Genomic DNA, 22,439 nt, shown 5'->3' with positions numbered 1-22,439 from the left:
GTGAGGCAAGGGGCAAGATGCAAAATAATGCAAGGGGCAAATTGGCAAACTTTTCCCTTGCTAACTTGCCCCTTGCCTCTTGCTAACTTGAAAACTTGCCTCTTAAAAACTTCACTTGTCAGTAAAATGCTTCATTGCCCAGTGGAGAAGTATGTTTTTTTCTTTGGGTAAATTTAACTTTTGAATGATGTTTGAACGGTGCTTTTCTACCGTTTTTTCCGAGATAAATAGTAAATCACCGATTTGCTTGGAGGTTTTTTGTTGTGCGATGAGTTCCAGTACTTTCTTTTCGGCAAAAGTCAACTCTTCACTTTCGCTCGTTTGGTGTTTGTTTACTTCTTTTAGAATCAATTTACTCATGTATTTTCCACCTTGCGCAACGGTTTCCAAACACAATTTTAATTCATCTTCTGAACCCTCTTTGAGTAAATAACCTGATAAACCTAAGTTTTTGGCACGTTTGTAAACCGTGGCCTCTTTGTGCATCGTAAACAAAATGACTTGCGTAGAAACGCCCCGCTGATGTAATTTTTCTAATACTTCTAAACCATCCATTTGGGGCATACTAATGTCCAAAATCGCTATTTTTGGTTGGTGCCTGACAATCCACTCAAACGCTTCTAGTCCATCGGTACAGATGTGCACAACCTTGTACCCCAGCGACGTCACAAACGCCTGGGTGCCGTAAAGGGTAAGGGGGTGGTCGTCGGCAATTAAGACACTCATTGGGTTTTTCTTTAAAACGTTGTTTGTCATTTACTTAGCTATTTCTACGTCAATCACTGAGCCTTCTGATGATGACTGTATGTGGGTAGATCCTCCAATAATTCGGCTGCGTTCTATGATGTTGTGAAGTCCGAAAGCATCGGTGCTCGACAGGGTTTTGGCAACGTCAAAACCTACGCCGTTGTCGCGGATTTGTAGGTGTATTTTTTCGGCAGATTCGGTCAAGGTGATTTTGGCCGCGTATGCTTTGGCATATTTGATGATGTTGGTCAATGCCTCTTGGATGATGCGGTAGAGCTGTAATTCAGCTTGCGGACTCAGCGTGCCTTGGTAGTCAAACTCGGTGCTAACCATCAGGTTGTGTTGTGCCTGAAACCGCTCTATCAATTGTTCGATGTTGGGCTCTAGCCCAATTTTGTCAAACATCACGGGGTGCAAGTTTCGACTAATGACCCGAACGTCGTTGATGATTTGGTCAATCTTCGTATTGATCACCTCGGGGTCTTGTTTATCATTTTTTTTGAGCGACAACAGTTCGTAGTTGATGCTGTCGTGCAAATCTCCCGCAATTCGCTTTCGGTCTTCTTCGGTTTTTTCTAACAGTTGTTTGGTATAATGTAAATTTCTTTCTTTCTCGGTCTGCAATTGTTTTTTTCGTTGCCATAAAATGAAATACGCCACAAAACCCGAAAGTGTCACTAAAATACCAATGAGTATGAGGTTCTTTTGTTGTTCATTCTTTAAACTTGACTGGTAGAGTTTTTCGTTGATTTTATTTTTTTCTTGTTGGTATTTTAATTCACGGTCTTTGAGGGCCGACAAATGCTCTTCTTGCTTATAAACGGTATTGAGCGAATCATAGATTTTGAGGGCGTTGAAAGCCGCTGAAATATTCCCTAGGCGCTCATAGGATCGGTACAGCTCTTCGTAGGTATAAAGCCCGTATTTGGTAATTTTGCAGGAGTCGGCGGCTTTGATGGATTGGGCGGCGGCTTTGCGCATCCCTGCTTCGTCGCCCATTTTTTCGTAGAGTTGAATGAGCTTGGTATAAATCATCGGCACGTCGCAGGTGCTGCTGCGTTGGAGGTGCGTTAGGGCTTCGTAGTAGCGCCGTTCGGCATTGGGGTAGCGTTTTTTCAAATACAGCAAATACGCTTCCTGCATGTTGATTTTTGCGCGCTGCTCTTCGTCCAAATACTGGTAGTTGGTGCGGGCAAGCTGCTGCATTCGCTGGTCGGCCTCCTCGTAGCGGTGGGTATCAAATAAGACATACGCTTTTTGGCAGGAAATGTTGGCTTCAAAATAGGCGCGGTGGGCGGTTTTGCGGCCATAAAACAAGGCGGAGTCTAGCTGCTCCAAAGTGGTGGTGTAGTCAAAAAGCCGTTTGTAGGTGTGCGAAAGGTACAAAAAAGCGTAAAAACGGTCTTCGTTGGAGGTCGTTGGGGCATCAATCATGCGGCGGAGCAGGACAATCGACGAATCGTAGCGGAAGGCGTTGTTGAGCACATATACTTCAAGTCCTAGCTTATTTATCGACGGTTTAGGCAGCGGACTTGGGGTTTCTTGCCCCCAAACGCGACACAAACTGACCATCCAAAACAAATAAAAGTAGCCGATTTTCATAACCTAAAAATAAGGGTTAACCCTTATATCTTTTTGTTTTTTTTTGACAGACCTTTGTGCTGTACATACAATTACCCTACTTTGTTATAACTTCAGCCTACCTCACCCCCAACCCCTCTCCTTTCTGGAGAGGGGCTTTTTTGCTTTGGGTGACTTTGCAAGTCTCTTTCTTTCAGAAAAGTGCTTTTTTTATGGAGTGACTTTGCAAGTCCCTCTCCAGAAAGGAGAGGGATTTAGGGTGAGGTGACAAAATCGTTCTTATTGGCATATATTTCCCTTAAAAAGTCATAAAAGTATCCAAAAAATAAGGGTTAACCCTTATTTTTTCTCGATTTTTTTTGCTATTTATTTGTGGCTTCAAATTTAACGTACTACGTATATGAAGCTACATTATCTTTTAACACGTTTAAAACACCCCAAAATCACCTACCTCACCAGCTTTTTGTTGCTGCTAGGACTGGGGTTGAGCCAGCCACTTTGGGCGCAAAAAATCTGGACGGGAGCTGCAGGAACCAGCGACTGGAATACCGCCAGCAACTGGAGCCCAACGGGTGTTCCTACGGCTACCGACGATTTGATTATCCCTGCGGTATCATCACCACGGCTTTACCCAACCATCATCACCACCGATGCTACCGCCAAATCGGTAGTTTTAAACTCCAACACTTTCCTAACCATTGCCAACACGGGCAAGTTGACCTTAAATGGTACAGGAAGTGGTGGAAAATCAATTGATAACCTTGGAACCATCGAGAACAACGGTCAATTGGTAGTGAGAGTGAGAGATGAAAGTGGATTGGGTGCTACGGGGCTTTCAAACGGAGGAACGATTAAAAACAACGCAGGTGCAGTCATTGCCGTGGATAATTTTCCTAATGGAATAATCATAGACAAAACCAGTGCATCATTTATCAACGCTGGGACGATAAACATCGGCAACAGTACTAATGGTCTTAGAGTTGATATTGGGAGCTTTGACAATATGCTCGGGGGGATAATCAACATTGACAATTTTAGTACCACTGGAATTAACCTTTCGGCTGGCACTTTCCGAAACTATGCGACCATCACCATTGGAGCCACTGCGGGAGGTTCTTTTGGGATGAGGAACACTGGAGCTACTTTTATCAATGACGGTTGCAGTGCCTTGCTGTCGCTTCAGTCTAATAGTAGAATTTTTAGCGGTTCTGGCGCTACTTCAAGCAATTCAGGGACCATCATCGAAAAAGCCTCGGGCAACAGCAACATCACCGCTAACACGGGCTTGGTGCAAAACCTCAACGGCGGCACGTTTGACGTGGGTGCGGGGCCACTCCCTGCCTTGGTAGCGGTTGGGGCTGCTCCCACGACTTTCAACGGCGGCGATGGCTCCATCAAAATCAAAGGCTTGCCCAACGATACTTACGAGCTGACTTACAGCAAGGACGGCGGTAGCCCTACCACCAACAGCGTGGCAGTGACCACCAACGAAATCACGATTCCCTCTTTGGGCGTGGGGACGTATGCCATTACGGTGAAGGGAACCACCTGCAGCACGCTTGAATTTAGCTTGTCGGCCTCGGTCGAAAACCCCACGCTGACCTTAGGCACAGCTACCGAACCAACGACTTGCACGGGCACGGGGAGCATTGCGTTTACGAGTACGGGCTACGGCGGTACTACCCAAACCTTGAGTTACCGTTACCAAGCCAACGGCAGCGCCACGGCCGAAACCCGCACGGCTTCGGTGAGCATTGCAAATGATGGCAGTTTTACGTTAAGTAACCTTCCCGTTGGTATTTACAGTCAGTTTGCGATTGGGTTAATTGGCGCTACTGGAAGCCGTCTAATCAATGTCCTTGCTGACGAAACTACGTTGGTATGGACGGGCTGCGCCAACGGTGAGTGGCACAACGCCGCCAACTGGAGCAAACTAACTGTCCCCACCGCCACCGACGATGTGGAAATCAGCGCCGTATTATCACCACCGCTTTACCCAACCATCAGTACCACCGATGCCGAAGCCAAATCAGTGTCTATATTTTCCAGCGCTACCCTGACCATCGCTAATTCGGGAAAGCTGACCATTAACGGATTTAGAAATGATAGATCTTTTACCAATAATGTTGGTGGGATTTTTGAAAACAACGGTCAGTTGGTGTTGGGAAATGAAAGTGCGCTGGGAGCTACAGGGATAGTAAACTTTGGAACTTTTAACAACAACGCTGGGGCAACCATTTCGGTGGATAATACATCCAGCACTGCAATAAATAACGCTGCAAATGCTACGTTTTCCAATGCGGGGACGGTGAATGTGGGCCAAACGCAGTCGGTAGGTGCTAGTGGTATTGTATGTGTGGGTACATTTGAGAATAAAACAGGGGGCGTGATAAAAATAAGCCGATGCACAAGTGCGGCGCTGTCTGTTGATACGGGCATTACTTTCACTAATGCAGGCACGATAAATATAGGTAATGTGGGAATAGTTCTATTTGGTATTTTTAATCTTGGTAATGTTGACAACAATGTGGGAGGGGAAATCACCGTTGATAATTTTCCTAACGGTATCGGTATAGAAAATAGTGCCAGTGGGGTTTTCAGAAACTATGCCAGCATCATTGTTGGAGGCATTGCAGCGGGCGTAAACTCACGCGCATTGAATAACGTGGGTACGTTTTCAAATATAGGCTGTAGTTCTTTGCTGTGGATTAAGTCAAATAGCATAATAACAGGAACAGGCACGACCAACAACGCAGGGGTGATCATCGAAAATGCTACGGGCACTAGTACCATAACGACCAACACTGGGTTGGTACAAAACCTCAACGGAGGGACGTTTACCATTACCCAATCCGCCACATCGGTGCCTGTCTTGGCCCCCCTTGGCGTTGCTTCCTCCAACTGTCCAACTAACAACAATGGCAGTGTGTTACTTGTAGGCGTAGAGCCCAATACGGAGTACATCGTTACGGTAGGCGTAGGAGGCACTCCCCAAAACCTGACGTCCAATGCCAGTGGGCAGTTAAGTGTGGGTAATTTACCAATCGGTACGCACACCATTACCTTCAAAAAAGCCTGTTGGTTGCAAGCCGTCACCATTACGGTTGAGGTATCAGCGGCAAGTTTGACAAACGGAAGGAGTACCCGTGGAGCGACTTGTACAACAGCGGGACTTCTTGTCTTTGATACCAACCTAGGCTTTACGGGTACTTTCAGTACGTATCCTGCCACCTACAAACGCAACGGCGTTAGTCAATCGGGACAAATGGAAGTTTTTAATCTAGGTGGTGGAAATACAGCTACCATCAGCGCATCGGAGGGGTATTATACCGACATCAAAGTGCAATACGGCACCTGTGAAGTAGCGTACGCAGGGGCGACGATTTATGTGGCAGGAGCCGCTTCTCCTAATACAATCACTCCTCCAACTACCTGCGCGGGAACTAACGGAAGTCTGTTATTCACTACTTCAGCCAATGTTGGGACGTATTCGTTGAGCTATAAAAAGAATGGTAATACAGTAACAACCGATGTGACTGTAGCAGGGAGTAGGGGGCGTCAGTTTACCCTGTCTAATTTAAGTGCGGGTGTTTACACCGATTTTGCGTTTACGGCTGGGGCTTGTAACGTCACCTATTCACCCATTATCCGTATTGGCGATTTGCCCAATCCTGCCGTAAGCGGTACAACGGCCGTTACTACCGTGGGGGGCAGCGATGGCAGCATTCAGTTGTCGGGCTTGGCGGTGAGCAAAAGCTACAGCATTAGCTATCAAAAAGACGGTGGTACGGCCGTTACCACCACCGTCAGTTCCGATGCCAATGGCAATCTTACCATCGCCAATTTGGGCGGAGGAAGTTATACCAACATTATTTTAACCATCAACGGTTGCAGCAGCAGTGCGCTTTCGGCCACGGTGGGTGCGCCTGCGGCCGCTTATACGTTTGCCTACAGTTCAACGGTGCCACCGAGTGGTTGCGGCGCTATGGACGGAGCGCTGGTATTTACCACCAATCTACCCGTAGGCACCAACGCATATACCTTAGAATACACTTTCCTTGCTAGCCCTGGCAGTGCTACTGTGTCGGTGACGGCGGGCAGCGGAGGCAACAATACCTTTACCTTGTCGGGATTAAGGGCTGGGGCATACCGAGATTTTAAGATTGTGTATAACAGCACCAATATTACGATTGCCGACATTCTTACCCTATCAAACCCCAACAAACCGACCTTTGCGGTGGGCACCAAAACACCACCGAGCGGCTGCAACACCACCGACGGCAGCATTCAGTTGACGGGTTTGGCGGCGAGTACCAGTTACAGTGTCAGCTACCAAAAAGACGCCAGCACATCGGTGACGGCGACGTTGAGCAGCGATGCTTCGGGGAATTTGGAGATTAGTAGTTTGGGGGCAGGTGCTTATACGAACATTAAAGTGACGTTGAACAACTGCGTGAGCGACGCCGCCACGGCGACGTTGAGCGCACCGACGTTTACGCTGACCCAAACCAGCAGTAGCAACCCTACAACTTGCGGCGCAACGGACGGCACGCTTTCGTTCTCAACCAGCTTGCCAATGGGGAATTATACGTTGAGTTACAAGAAAGGAAGCGACGCGCTTTCAACTCCTATTATGGTAGGTACGTCGCGCGGACGGGTGTCGGCGGGAGGCAACACCTTTGTTCTAACGGAACTTGGCGCAGGTACTTACAGCGATTTTAAAATAACCTATACTGGCTGCGAGGTGACCTTGGCGGGGCCTTACACGCTGAATGCCCCTTCGTTGGCGACGGCCAGCGTTGCGGGTTCAACCACGGTTTGCCAAAACGCAGCTTCGGCTACCATTACCTTTACGGGCGCAAACGGAACGGGTATTTATACGTTTGGCTACCGCATCAACGGTGGGCCGCTGCAAAGCGTTTCGTCGGCCAGTGGCGCCAACACCGCTACTTTGACGCAACCCACCACTACCGCAGGCGTATTTGTGTATGACCTCGTGAGCGTGTCGGCTGCCAATTGTAGCCAAGCGCAAACGGGCAACGCCACGGTGAAGGTACAAGGCAAACCGACGATTACGCTGACGACCCTCCAACGCACCTTGGTCGAAGGTAATTCCCAAACTTTGTGCGATACGGATGCCAATCCAGTTAACAGTTTGCAGTTTACGGTTTCGGGTTTGTGTGTGGTGGGAAATCCTGTTTGGCGAGTACAAGTAGGGAATGGCGTATGGAGCGACTGGTCGGCGACAGCCCCAGTTTCCCAACCGTCCAATAACCAACCCCACCGCTACCAAGCGGCTTGCGACGCGGCTTGCCCCGCAACTTACACGGGGCCGATCGAATTGACCATTACTGGCCGTGCTTCGGTACCGCAAAATGTGTCGTTATTGGTGGATGGCGTGACGGTAGCCGTAGGCGAAACCAAAGAAGTGTGTAGTTTGGCAAATACAACCCTCACATTTAACGCCAATTGCGCTGGGGGAGAAGTAGTACTTTATTCAGTTGATGGCGGCGAATACAGCGCGGGCGTTCCAACGGCTTTGGTGGACAATCAGTTCCACAACTACCGCGTGCGTTGTCGCCAATCGGATGGCGCTCCTTCGTGTGTAGAATCGGAGTCGGGGGTAATGCGTTTAAAATTGGTGGTCATTCCTTCTGCACCGACGGTTTCGTTGTCATCAACAAGCAGTTGTAACCCATCGGCCAGTTTCAGCGGTCAGTCAACTTGCGGAAGTTTACGCACGGTGTGGTACAATGCCAGCACTAACGTGGCTCTGCCAAGTTTGCCATCAACCGTACCAAGCCAAACGACCTCGTACTATGCACGTTGCCAAACAGAAAACGGTTGTGTGAGCGAGAAGAGTAATGTAGTGACGTTTACCCTAACGCCAACGCAAATAGCGCCCGTGATTACGGCTTCGCAAGAGATTGTTTGCACGGGCACAACGGTCACAATTTCGGCCAATTGTCCCGCAGGTAGCACCACGAGCTGGAATACAGGTGTGACCACGCCAAGTTTTGAGGTGGCCTTCAGCAACGTGACCAAGCAAACGTACTGGGCAAAATGTCTATTTGAAGGTGGTTGCCAAAGTGCTGAAAGTGTCCGCAAGGATATTTATTGGAATGCGTTTGTGGTGACGTTGATAAACATTGGCGAAAGCAAATCCGCCATCAAAACCAACGACCGCTCGGCTTGGACGAGCCAGTTTATCACCCGCGACGGTGGCCCAGAGTTAGAACAAAGTACGCAAGTAAACCCGACGTTGTTTTACGTAGAAAACGCCAACAAAATGGCGCCTCGCTACTGGACGATTCACGCAGATGCGTGCGGCTTGGGCACAAACGGTTCATTGACCTTTGACATGCAGGCCGTACCCGAAATGGGGGTGATTCGTTCTTTCAACACGCACGAGAACAACGCACCGTATTTCATGTACGCCAACCGCGAAGGCTGGACGGAATTGTATGCGCAAAACCACCCTGCCTACGGATTTTACCAAGACAACGGCGCGGGTGGCAACTCATACGATGCGGGTTTACCCAAAGGTTTATACAAACTAGGCATCCGCTACTGGGACATGAAAGGCTGGGGCAGTATCTTCCCATCCACCCGTAAACCGCAAGGCAACGTGTTGGCTTACCAAGAATACTGGTTCAGAATCCAGTCGAAAGATGGAATAGGTGTAGGCGCAGCGAGGACAGCGGAGAGCGAAGAGGCAAATGGCAAAGGGCAAGGGTCGGACCGTCGCACGGCAATTATTCCCCCATTGGGGGGCAGGGGGCTGGCTGTTCTTCCCAACCCCGTCACAAACATCCTTCGCCTGAAAGTGCAAGAGAACAAGGGGCAAGTGGTGCAGACTTCGCTGACGGATGCTTCGGGTCGGGAGGTGTTGCGTCGTCAATTTGTACCCGAAACCAACACGCACCAAGAAGAGTTTGGGGTGAGTGAGTTGCCAGCAGGAATGTACTTCTTGAAGGTGACAACGGCTGACCAACAAGCGACGCTGAAAGTGCTAAAAATGAATTAAAATGTAGTAGCTTTAATATCGTAGTGCTTAGAGGGCCTCCAATTTTTGGAGGCTCTCTTTTTTGTAAAAATGGTCGAAAAAGGGTTTTTTGTAACTATCTGATAATCAGCGAGTGGAACATTAGAGCAAAAGAAATGGAACATTAGAGCAAAAGAAAATTTGGTAAATGGAACATTAGAGCAAAAGATGGAACATTAGAGTTAATACCATTCGGGGGGTGGAGTGTATGTTTGTGGCGATAGGAAATTCGATTTCCAAACATGCACAACCTTTACAATTCGACCATGAAAAAATTGTCCATTCTTTTGTTATGTTGGACTATTGTTCAACAGGCATTTACAAAAACATCCAGAACGCTTGCTCCCTCTGTTGGTATCAGTGTTGTGACCGACATCCCTAATTCAGGGGATTCAGATAAAATTACAACCAGCGATTTTACGCGAAGTATAGCCATGAGTGGGGCCAATACTGGAGGATTGGCCCCACTCTCAATTTATTCAGGTTCTGCTATTATTGATGCTAGTCCCGCACTGGCGGTTACCCGTTATGTCAGGCCTGGTGGCAACGACAGCAATACAGGTACTTCCTGGGCACAAGCTTATCAAACCCTGCAAAAAGCCATTGAAGTGGCTGTGGCTGGAGATCAAATCTGGCTGGCTTCAGGCACTTATTATCCCACCAAGGACAATGCAGGCACCATCCCGGGCAATGGACAGCTCAAAACCTTTTTTATCAACAAAGATATTGCCATTTACGGGGGCTTTAACGGTACAGAATCTTCGCTTTCCCAGCGAAACTGGCGAACCAATATCGCAATCCTGAGCGGCGATGTGGGCACCGTCGGCGATGATGCTGACAATGCGTATCACGTAGTGTATATACAGGGCGTTTCGGCGGCCATGCGTTTGGATGGGGTAGCCGTTACCAAAGGAAACGCCAATGGCGGCGATGCCAATGATTTCAGCAATCCTGCTGTAAGCGGCATCGGTGGTGGTGTATTCGTATATGCCACAGGTGGCATCACTTCGGCACCGACCATAAACAACTGCAGGCTTTACGACAACCAGGCCTCTGGAGGGGGGGGAGCAGGCGCAGCCAGTAAGGTGAGTGGCTCCAGTACGCCTATTTTCACCAATTGTTTGTTTGAAAACAATATTGCATCCCGCCACGGCGGCGCAGTGTTGAGCATGGCGGATGGCGATTTCAGTGGTACTCCATTCTCCACTCCCGTATTTGAACACTGCACTTTTTACAACAACAACGCATCGCTATCTAAAAAAGTGGGGTATTCCAATGCGCTTCAAGGTGGAGGCTCTACGGCTAGTTTTATTAAATGTATTCTTTGGGGAGACCCCACTGGTGACTGTCTGGGCACAGCCAGTTTTTCGGCTATCCGTTTAGAAAACAGCTTGTCTAAAGGTGGTTGCACCTTTGGCCTTACCTGCGTCGGAACCGTTCTCAACACGGATCCGCTTTTTGTAAATGCTGCAGGTGGGGATTTGCGCTTAGCAGTCAACTCGCCCGCAATAGATGGACCTGGCGGCGAGTATTTTACCAGCGCACCCGCCGAAAAAGATTACAACAACAACAACAGGCCGATTGGTTGTTACGATTACGGTGCCTTTGAAACAGCTACCTCAACGGCTACTGTTGTCACCTGCTATCAGGATATGGATGGTGACGGCTATGGAATTGCTGGTGTTACCAAACAATTCTGTACGAGTTGCGGCGAAGGCTGGGCTGACAATGCCCTAGATTGCGACGATAACCAAAACGCTGATCTGCCTTATTCACTCAATCAAAGTGGCACCTTTAGCCCGGTGGCAGGAACGGGTACCTCTGTAACGCTTGGCGATGATGCGGTGAGCAGTACTTTACCCATCGGTTTTACGTTTAGCTTCTTTGGGAACAGCTATACCGATTTTGCGATTAGTTCCAATGGCTTTATAACCTTTTCACCTTTTTCCTCTGGCTGCTGCTCCGGACAGAGTATTCCCAATACGTCTTCTCCCAATAATCTGATTGCTTTAGCCTGGGATGATTTAGATCCTTCTGCGAGTGGTAGCATCAACTACTTCACCACGGGCTCGGCACCCAACCGAAAGTTAATCGTCAATTATGTGGGCATTCCCATTGCTGGGAGTAGCTCCCCTAACGTCACCAGCCAGATCATCCTTTATGAAACTTCCAATTTAATTGAAATTCATTCTACCAATATCAATGGGGTTGACCCCGCTACCATGGGGATTGAAAATGCCAGCGGCACCATTGCCCTCGCAGTGCCGGGTAGAAATAGAGCTGCCTGGAGTGCAACCAATGACTATGTGGCTTTCGTTCCTATCACAACAGGTCAGTTCATCACTACCTTTTATCGCGATATAGATGGCGATGGTTTTGGTAATCCTGCTGTGACACAACAAGCCTGTGCCCAACCTAGCGGCTACGTCACCAACAACACTGATTGTAATGACAATAATGCTTTGGAGAAACCTGGTCAGGTATGGTATAAAGATACCGACAATGACAATTATGTTGAAACAGGTGCAGCGACCATTACGCAATGCTTGCGCCCCGCAGGTTATAAATTAGCCACCGAATTGCAGGCAACCAGCGGCGATTGTAATGATAACAACGCGGCCATCAAACCAGGTGCAACGGAAATCTGTGATGGTATTGATAACAACTGTGATGGATTTACTGACGATGGCTGTAATCCCGATTATACCATCACTACAACTGGTGGTGGCATTATCATTACCGATGCAGTAGGCAATGGCGAAACGCTCAATGTCTCTCAAAATAGCACCAATATTCGTTTTGATGTGACTGGACGTACCTATTCCCTGAATGGGGGAACTACGCTCAGTTTTCCTGCCGATGTAGCCCTCGCCGGAGCAAGCTCCATTACGGTCAATACCGCAGTAGGAAACGACATCATCAACGTCGGTGCATTTACGGCGAACTTACCCTCGTTAAGTATCAATGGCGGCACGGGCGACGATCAGGTTAATTTTAATGGAGACATAACCTTTGCGACGAATGCCAATTTGGATGTGGATTTGCAAAACGACGATGCCAATCCTGGCACGGATCAGGTTTCTTTTACCAACAGTGCCAATTTATTACTCACTGGTACTGGTGCCGCTGTCATAAAAGTCAGTCGTAACATCGTCTTTAGTAATGGCACTGCTTCTCTCGAAACCACCGATGGAAATTTGACTTTGGAAGCTAATCAGCAGGCTACTGCAAGTACGGGCAACTTTGTCGGAGTGGCCGTCAATGGCGCTATTATACGTGTCAATGGCACGGGTACATTGACAGTAAAAGGCAAAAGTGGCGACGACTCAGCCATTAATCAATTTGGAGTTGTTGTACAAAATGGCGGATTGATAAGTGGTGGTACCAGTGGCACTGCTACCATAGAAGGTGCCGTGGGTGCTGCTTCCACCAACGGTAATATTGGGGTAAATGTGACGGGGACGAATGCCCGTATCACGTCTTTGGGGGGCAATGTATCGGTAGTTGGTTTTGGCGGAAGTACGGGGGCTAGTTCTACCTGTCGGGGAGTAGCCGTAACCTCAAATGGAACTATTACTGCGGGTGGCAGTGGCACTGTAACGGTAAGTGGTACGGGTGGTGCAGGCAGTGGTAATTTTAATGTGGGGGTTTACGTGGCAGGAACGGCGAATACTTTGATTACATCCTCGGGAGGCAATGTAAGCGTAACTGGAAACGGTGGTGGTACTGGTTCGGGCGCCAACAATTACGGCATTTGGCAGGAGTTAGGAGGCGCCATTACGGCAGGGGGCAACGGCTTGGTAACTGTGCAAGGTACGGGAGGAGCTACTACTGGAAACAATAACTACGGAATTTATGTGGACGGTGCCAATACCCAAATCACCTCTGGGGGAGGTAATGTGAGTGTAACTGGGCAGGGCGGCGGCGCTAGTAGTTCGCAGTCTAATATTGGTGTTTTTGTTCAAAGTGCTGCAAAAATTACGGCAGGAGGTACGGGTACCGTAAATGTAAACGGGACAGGTGGCCAAACAAGTGGAGGCCGCAATCGCGGGGTATGTCTGAGTAATAACAATGCCCAAATCACGTCCTCTGGAGGGGATGTAAGCGTCACTGGGCAAGGTGGTGGTACCACCGCGGGGGAGGGTAATATAGGCGTTTACCTCACTTCTAATAGCTTGGTTTCAGCCGGAGGCACAGGTGACTTAACGGTGAACGGTACCGGAGCAGCTACAAGTGGAAATGGTAACTATGGAGTTTATCTCATTTCCAGTGCGGTAAATACCAACAACGGCAACCTAAACATTGTGGCACAAGGCGGAGGCTCAGGTAGTTCTATCGCCAACTATGGTTTGGCTATCGTTTCTGGAACTCAAGTTGTAGCAGGGGGTAGTGGCTATGTAAATATACAAGCCAGCGGAGGCAGTGGCACAACGGGCTCGTCCAACCATGGTGCGAACGTAGAGGGTGCGGGAACCCTAATCAGTTCGTCGGGAGGAAACGTAACGATTAACGCAGTGGGCGGCGGTGCCGGGCCAGGTGGCAACAATCAAGGATTGTTTGCTGGCTTTGGTTCCCAGATCAGTGCTGGAGGTAGTGGCACCGTATCGATAACAGGACAAGGTGGTACAGGCACTGGCGGTAGTAGCAATTGGGGCATAAAAATACAAGATACGGATACTCAAATCACTTCAAGTGGTGGCAATGTAATCCTCACAGGAATTGAAGGGAGTGGTAGCAATAGTATTGGCATCAGCTACACCTCTTCAGCAGCCATAACTACGGCCACCAATGGCGGCAACATTACCCTCATTGCCAATAGCATGGACTTGGCGAGTACCATCAGCACGCGGGCAGCAGGGAGCACTGCTTTGCGGCCATATACCAACAATATAGCCATCAACCTCGGCACAGCTACGAACAGCGTCGGCAGCCCGCTTGGCTTGAGTGATACCGAACTTGATAATATTACTACGGGCACGCTCATCATCGGCAATGCCAACAGTGGAAATCTAACGGTTTCTGCAGAAATCACCCGTCCCGCCAGTACCAACGTGCAACTGATTAGCGGGGGTGATATAAATGTGAGCGGTGGTGGTTTCAATACGGGAGGCGGCACATTGCTGCTTGACCCAGGCAGCGCATTGGCGGCTATCAAACCAACATTCAACGGTACGGACGTAACGGCGAGTACGCTGTCGTTAGGGGGCGATTTAAACATTGCCATCAACGGTACTACGGCGGGAGACGGTACTGGCAGTACCTATAGTCAACTTAAAGCGGTGGGCGTGGTGAATTTGGCAGGTGTCAACTTGGTGTTGAGCGGTACGCCTGCACTGGTAGGAGGAGAGACGTTTGTGATTGTGGACAACGATGGTACGGAAGCTGTCGGTGGTACCTTCAGTAATTTTGCTCAAGGCGCAACTTTGTCAAACTTTTTAAATTCAGGATTGAATGCCACAATTAGTTATACGGGAGGGGGCGATAATAACGACGTAGTGATAACGGTGGAGCAAGTATGTCCCACGACGGCGAATGCGGGTCCTGATCAAACCCCCGCTTGCGGTACAACGCAGGTGACTTTAGCGGGTAATGCACCAACGGTCGGAACGGGTGTCTGGAGTGTGGTAAGTGGTACGGGAGGAACGTTTGGCAATGCTTCGAGCTCAACGTCAACTTTTAGCGGGACAGCGGGAAGTACTTACACATTGCGTTGGACGATTACGAATGGAAGTTGTACTTCGAGTGATGATGTAACTATTAGTTTCAACCAAAACCCAACGGTATCCAATGCGGGTCCTGACCAAACTCCAGCTTGTGGTACAACGCAGGTGACTTTGGCAGCTAATGCACCAACGGTTGGTACTGGTTTATGGAGTGTGGTAAGTGGCACGGGAGGAACGTTTGGTGATGCTTCGAGCCCGACGTCAACTTTTAGCGGGACAGCAGGTAGCGTTTACACATTGCGCTGGACGACCACGAATGGAAGTTGTACTTCGAGTGATGATGTAACGATTAGTTTCAACCAAAACCCAACGGTATCCAATGCAGGTCCTGACCAAACTCCCGCTTGTGGTACAACGCAGGTGACTTTGGCAGGTAATGCACCGATGGTCGGAACGGGTCTATGGAGCGTGGTGAGTGGTACGGGAGGAACGTTTGGTGATGCTTCGAGCCCGACGTCAACTTTTAGCGGGACAGCAGGAAGTACTTACACATTGCGTTGGACGATTACGAATGGAAGTTGTACCTCTTCCGATGATGTAACTATTAGTTTCAACCAAAACCCGACGGTATCCAATGCAGGTCCTGACCAAACCCCAGCCTGTGGTACAACGCAGGTGACTTTGGCAGGTAATGCACCGATGGTCGGAACGGGTCTATGGAGCGTGGTGAGTGGTACGGGAGGAACGTTTGGTGATGCTTCGAGTCCGACGTCAACTTTTAGCGGGACAGCAGGTAGCGTTTATACATTGCGTTGGACGACCACGAATGGAAGTTGTACTTCGAGTGATGATGTAACGATTAGTTTCAACCAAAACCCGACGGTATCCAATGCGGGTCCTGACCAAACCCCAGCTTGTGGTACAACGCAGGTGACTTTGGCAGGTAATGCACCGATGGTAGGTAATGGTTTATGGAGTGTGGTAAGTGGTACGGGAGGAACGTTTGGAAATGCTTCGAGCCCGACATCAACTTTTAACGGGACCGCAGGAAGTACTTACACATTGCGTTGGACGATTACGAATGGAAGTTGTACCTCTTCCGATGATGTAACGATTAGTTTCAACCAAAACCCGACGGTATCCAATGCAGGTCCTGACCAAACCCCAGCCTGTGGTACAACGCAGGTGACTTTGGCAGGTAATGCACCGATGGTCGGAACGGGTCTATGGAGCGTGGTGAGTGGTACGGGAGGAACGTTTGGTGATGCTTCGAGTCCGACGTCAACTTTTAGCGGGACAGCAGGTAGCGTTTACACATTGCGCTGGACGACCACGAATGGAAGTTGTACTTCGAGTGATGATGTAACGATTACATTCAACCAAAACCCGACGGTATCCAATGCGGGTCCTGACCAAACCCCAGCTTGTGGTACAACGCAGGTGACTTTGGCAGGTAATGCACCGATGGTAGGTAATGGTTTATGGAGTGTGGTAAGTGGTACGGGAGGAACGTTTGGAAATGCTTCGAGCCCGACATCAACTTTTAACGGGACAGCAGGTAGCGTTTACACATTGCGCTGGACGACCACGAATGGAAGTTGTACTTCGAGTGATGATGTAACGATTACATTCAACCAAAACCCGACGGTATCCAATGCGGGTCCTGACCAAACCCCAGCTTGTGGTACAACGCAGGTGACTTTGGCAGGTAATGCACCAACGGTCGGAACGGGTATCTGGACTGTGGTAAGTGGTACAGGTGGAACTTTTGGCGATGCTTCGAGCCCAACATCAACTTTTAGCGGGACAGCAGGTAGTACTTACACATTGCGTTGGACGATTACGAATGGAAGTTGTACCTCTTCCGATGATGTAACTATTAGTTTCAACCAAAACCCGACGGTATCCAATGCAGGTCCTGACCAAACCCCAGCCTGTGGTACAACGCAGGTGACTTTGGCGGGTAATGCACCAACGGTTGGGACTGGTCTATGGAGCGTGGTGAGTGGTATGGGAGGAACTTTTGGCGATGCTTCGAGTCCGACGTCAACTTTTAGCGGGACCGCAGGTAGCGTTTACACATTGCGCTGGACGACTACAAATGGAAGTTGCACCTCTTCCGATGATGTAACGATTAGTTTCAACCAAAACCCAACGGTATCCAATGCGGGTTCTGACCAAACTCCCGCTTGCGGTACAACGCAGGTGACTTTGGCAGGTAATGCACCGATGGTTGGGACTGGTTTATGGAGTGTGGTAAGTGGTACGGGAGGAACGTTTGGAAATGCTTCGAGCCCGACGTCAACTTTTAGCGGGACAGCAGGAAGTACTTACACATTGCGCTGGACGACTACAAATGGAAGTTGCACCTCTTCCGATGATGTAACGATTAGTTTCAACCAAAACCCGACGGTATCCAATGCGGGTCCTGACCAAACTCCCGCTTGCGGTACAACGCAGGTGACTTTGGCAGGTAATGCACCGATGGTTGGGACTGGTCTATGGAGCGTGGTAAGTGGTACGGGTGGAACGTTTGGAAATGCTTCGAGCCCGACGTCAACTTTTAACGGGACCGCAGGTAGTAGTTATACATTGCGTTGGACGATTACGAATGGAAGTTGTACTTCGAGTGATGATGTAACGATTAGTTTCAACCAAAACCCAACGGTATCCAATGCGGGTCCTGACCAAACTCCAGCTTGTGGTACAACGCAGGTGACTTTGGCAGCTAATGCACCAACGGTTGGTACTGGTTTATGGAGTGTGGTAAGTGGTACGGGTGGAACGTTTGGCAATGCTTCGAGCCCGACGTCAACTTTTAGTGGGACAGCAGGAAGTATTTACACATTGCGCTGGACGATTACGAATGGAAGTTGCACCTCTTCCGATGATGTAACGATTAGTTTCAACCAAAACCCAACGGTATCCAATGCGGGTCCTGACCAAACTCCAGCTTGTGGTACAACGCAGGTGACTTTGGCAGGTAATGCACCGATGGTAGGTACTGGTTTATGGAGTGTGGTAAGTGGTACGGGAGGAACGTTTGGCAATGCTTCGAGCCCAACGTCAACTTTTAGTGGGACAGCAGGAAGTACTTACACATTGCGCTGGACGACCACGAATGGAAGTTGTACTTCCAGCGATGATGTAACTATTAGTTTCAACCAAAACCCGACGGTATCCAATGCAGGTCTTGATCAAACCCCCGCTTGCGGTACAACGCAGGTGACTTTGGCAGGTAATGCACCAACGGTCGGAACGGGTATCTGGACTGTGGTAAGTGGTACGGGTGGAACGTTTGGCGATGCTTCGAGCCCAACGTCAACTTTTAGTGGGACAGCAGGAAGTACTTACACATTGCGTTGGACGATTACGAATGGAAGTTGTACTTCGAGTGATGATGTAACGATTACATTTAACCAAAACCCGACGGTATCCAATGCGGGTCCTGACCAAACCCCAGCTTGCGGTACAGCGCAGGTGACTTTAGCAGGTAATGCACCGACGGTCGGAACGGGTTTATGGAGTGTGGTAAGTGGTACGGGAGGAACGTTTGGCAATGCTTCGAGCCCAACGTCAACTTTTAGCGGGACAGCAGGAAGTACTTACACATTGCGCTGGACGATTACGAATGGAAGTTGTACATCTTCCGATGATGTAACGATTAGTTTCAACCAAAACCCGACGGTATCCAATGCAGGTCCTGACCAAACCCCAGCTTGCGGTACAACGCAGGTGACTTTGGCAGGTAACACGCCGATGGTTGGAACGGGTATCTGGAGTGTGGTAAGTGGTACGGGAGGAACGTTTGGCGATGCTTCGAGCCCAACGTCAACTTTTAGTGGGACAGCAGGAAGTACTTACACATTGCGCTGGACGATTACGAATGGAAGTTGCACCTCTTCCGATGATGTAACGATTACATTTAACCAAAACCCGACGGTATCCAATGCGGGTCCTGACCAAACTCCCGCTTGCGGTACAACGCAGGTGACTTTGGCAGGTAACACGCCGATGGTTGGAACGGGTATCTGGAGTGTGGTAAGTGGTACGGGAGGAACGTTTGGCGATGCTTCGAGCCCAACGTCAACTTTTAGTGGGACAGCAGGAAGTACTTACACATTGCGCTGGACGATTACGAATGGAAGTTGCACCTCTTCCGATGATGTAACGATTACATTTAACCAAAACCCGACGGTATCCAATGCGGGTCCTGACCAAACTCCCGCTTGTGGTACAACGCAGGTGACTTTGGCAGGTAATGCACCGATGGTTGGGACTGGTCTATGGAGCGTGGTAAGTGGTACGGGTGGAACGTTTGGCGATGCTTCGAGCCCGACGTCAACTTTTAACGGGACCGCAGGTAGCGTTTACACATTGCGTTGGACGATTACGAATGGAAGTTGTACTTCGAGTGATGATGTAACGATTAGTTTCAACCAAAACCCAACGGTATCCAATGCAGGTCCTGACCAAACTCCCGCTTGCGGTACAACGCAGGTGACTTTGGCAGGTAATGCACCGATGGTCGGAACGGGTCTATGGACTGTGGTAAGTGGTACGGGTGGAACATTTGGCGATGCCAATAGTGCTACCTCAACTTTTACGGGTGTTGCGGGCAATAGTTATGTGTTGCGCTGGACAATTAGCAATGGACAATGCACTGCCTCAACGGACGATGTGAGTGTGACGTTCACGCAAAACCCAACTCCCCCAACAATTGGTACAATAACGCAACCGACGTGTGCATTGGCCACGGGAAGCGTAGCGTTGAGTGGTTTGCCATCGAGTGGGACATGGACGCTGACACGTAACCCTGGTGCTGTCACTAGCACAGGCACAGGCGCAACGACGACAGTATCAGGATTGTCCTCAGGAACCTACACCTTCACCGTAACCAATGATGTAGGCTGTACTTCTGGGGTAAGTGGGGATGTGGATATTATTGCGCCACCTAGCAATGTAAGCATCACAACGGCAGCAAGTGCGGCTATTTGTGCAGGAGCAACTTCTTTCACAATACCCTACACGGCTACGACGGGCAGCCCAACAAGCTATTCGATTACGGGAGCAGGCATTACAACTGTAACTAATGGTGCACTTACATCAACGTCCATTGTAGTGAATTTGAGCGTGCCAGCGACGGGTAGTTCGATTACTTATAGCCTTGTTGTGAGTAATGCTAGCGGCTGCGTATCACCAAATGTTACAGGTAGTGTAGCCGTTCAAAACAAACCAACAATTACTTTATCCACGTTACAACAAACCCTAAACGAAGGCAACAATCCAGTTTTGTGCGATACGGATGCCAATCCTGTTAACGGTTTACAGTTTACTGTTTCGGGTTTGTGTGTGGTTGGCAATCCCGTTTGGCGAGTTCAAGTTGGTAGTGGTGCATGGAGCGATTGGTCGGCGACAGCCCCAATTTCCCAACCGTCCAATAACCAACCCCACCGCTACCAAGCGGCCTGCGACGCCAATTGCGCTTCGACCTATTCGGGCGTGATAGAATTGACGATTAATAACCGCGCATCCGTTCCGCAAAATGTTTCTTTATTAGTGGATGGTGTAACGGTTGCCGTAGGTGAAACCAAAGAAGTCTGTAGCTTAGTGACTACTACGCTCACATTTAATGCGAACTGTGCTGCTGGCGAAGTGATACTTTATTCAGTTGACGGTGGCGAATACAGCGCAGGCGTACCTGTTGGTTTGGTGGACAATCAGTTCCACAACTACCGCGTACGCTGTCGCAAATCAGACGGAACACCATCTTGTGTGGAATCTGAGTCGGGGGTAATGCGTTTAAAATTGGTTGTAATTCCTTCTGCACCGACGGTTTCGTTATCATCAACAAGCAGTTGTAACCCATCAGCAAGTTTCAGTGGACAGTCAACCTGCGGAAGCTTGCGCACGGTTTGGTACAATGCCACAACGAACGTGGCACTTCCAAGCCTGCCTTCGACCGTTCCAAGTCAGACGACGTCGTACTACGCTCGTTGTCAGACGGAAAATGGTTGTGTGAGCGAGAAAAGTAATGTAGTAACGTTTACGTTAACGCCAACGCAAGTTGCTCCCGTGATTACGGCAAGTCAAGAGATCGTTTGCACAGGCACAACGGTCACGGTTTCGGCCAATTGCCCCGCAGGAAGCCAAACGTTCTGGAACACGGGCGTCACCGCGCCAAGTTTTGAAGTGGCATTCAACAACGTGACCAAGCAAACGTACTGGGCGAAGTGTCTATTTGAAGGTGGTTGCCAAAGTGCGGAAAGTATGAAAAAGGACATTTATTGGAACGCTTTTGTAGTGACGTTGATAAACATCGGCGAATCAAAATCGGCGGTAAAGCCTGCGAACGATAAGTCGTTGTGGACAAGCCAATTCATCACCCGCGACGGTGGCCCTGAATTGGAGCAAAGCACGCAAGTAAACCCGACGCTCTATTATGTTGAAAATGCGAATAAACTAGCACCTCGCTACTGGACAGTGAACGTGGAAGCTTGCGGATTAAGCACCGACGGTTCATTGACGTTTGATATGCTAGCGACACCAGAAATGGGGGTAATTCGTTCATTCAACACCCACGAGAACAACGCGCCGTATTTTATGTACGCCAACCGCGAAGGCTGGACGGAGCTGTACGGACAAAACCACCCTGCCTACGGTTTTTACCAAGACAACGGTGTTGGCGGTAACGTATATGACACAGGGTTGCCCAAAGGTTTGTACAAATTGAGTATTCGCTATTGGGACCAAAAGGGCTGGGGCAGCATTTATCCCTCGACACGGAGGCCTCAAGGTAATGTCTTGGCCTACCAAGAATACTGGTTCCGTATCCAGTCGAAAGATGGGGTAGGCGTGGGAGCAGCGAGGACAGCGGATAGTGAAGTGGCAAGGGGCGAAGGGCAAGGGTCGGATAACGGAAAACAGATAACTGATAACGGCGTCTTTGCCACAGTCATGCCCAACCCCGTCACCAACATCCTGCGTTTGAAAGTGCAAGACAGCAAGGGGCAAGTCGTGCAGACTTCGTTGACGGATGCTTCGGGTCGGGAGGTGTTGCGTCGTCAATTTTTGCCCGAAACCAACACGCATCAAGAAGAGTTTGGGGTGGGTGAGTTGCCAAGCGGCGTATATTTCCTACGGGTGCAAACCGAAAATAAACAAGAAGTACTCAAAGTACTAAAGGTAAACTAAGTGCAAGGGGAGGGGTTTTGGTACCCCTCCCAATATTTGTTAGTAAAACATTTTACATTTTTTTGGTATATTAGTTTTTAGTGAATTGTTTTACATAAGTAAACAATTGATATTCAATGGATTGTGTGATATTTTACGAAATTTTTATAGAAAATAAAGGGGGTTATGAGCAAAATTTACGTTTAATTATATACTACAAAAAGTAATAA

4 protein-coding genes are annotated in these 22,439 nt (G+C 49.1%); 2 read left to right on the top strand and 2 right to left on the bottom strand.

The window, feature by feature from the left end:
- Nucleotides 1-111: 111 nt before the first annotated feature.
- Both DTQ70_RS14075 and DTQ70_RS14070 read right to left on the bottom strand, forming a co-directional pair.
- Nucleotides 112-726: a response regulator transcription factor gene (locus DTQ70_RS14075; protein ID WP_122934403.1), complete on the bottom strand. Its 615-nt coding sequence runs from the start codon at nucleotides 724-726 to the stop codon at nucleotides 112-114.
- A 30-nt stretch (nucleotides 727-756) separates the two neighbouring features.
- On the bottom strand, nucleotides 757-2,349 hold the full coding sequence (locus DTQ70_RS14070) for an ATP-binding protein (RefSeq protein ID WP_122931396.1): 1,593 nt from the start codon (nucleotides 2,347-2,349) through the stop codon (nucleotides 757-759).
- A gap of 379 nt (nucleotides 2,350-2,728) precedes the next feature.
- Between DTQ70_RS14070 and DTQ70_RS14065 the strand changes: the two genes are divergently transcribed.
- Together DTQ70_RS14065 and DTQ70_RS14060 are read left to right on the top strand one after the other, a co-directional pair.
- On the top strand, nucleotides 2,729-9,355 hold the full coding sequence (locus DTQ70_RS14065; RefSeq protein WP_122931395.1) for a T9SS type A sorting domain-containing protein: 6,627 nt from the start codon (nucleotides 2,729-2,731) through the stop codon (nucleotides 9,353-9,355).
- A 284-nt stretch (nucleotides 9,356-9,639) separates the two neighbouring features.
- A complete protein-coding gene (locus DTQ70_RS14060; RefSeq protein ID WP_164490028.1) occupies nucleotides 9,640-22,230 on the top strand; it encodes a MopE-related protein in 12,591 nt (4,196 codons plus the stop codon).
- Nucleotides 22,231-22,439: the final 209 nt, after the last annotated feature.

It is taken from the genome of Runella sp. SP2, from assembly GCF_003711225.1.
In the GTDB taxonomy this organism is placed as follows: domain Bacteria; phylum Bacteroidota; class Bacteroidia; order Cytophagales; family Spirosomataceae; genus Runella.
Note: the sequence above shows the minus strand (reverse complement) of the source record. Positions and strands in the feature narration are given on the sequence as shown.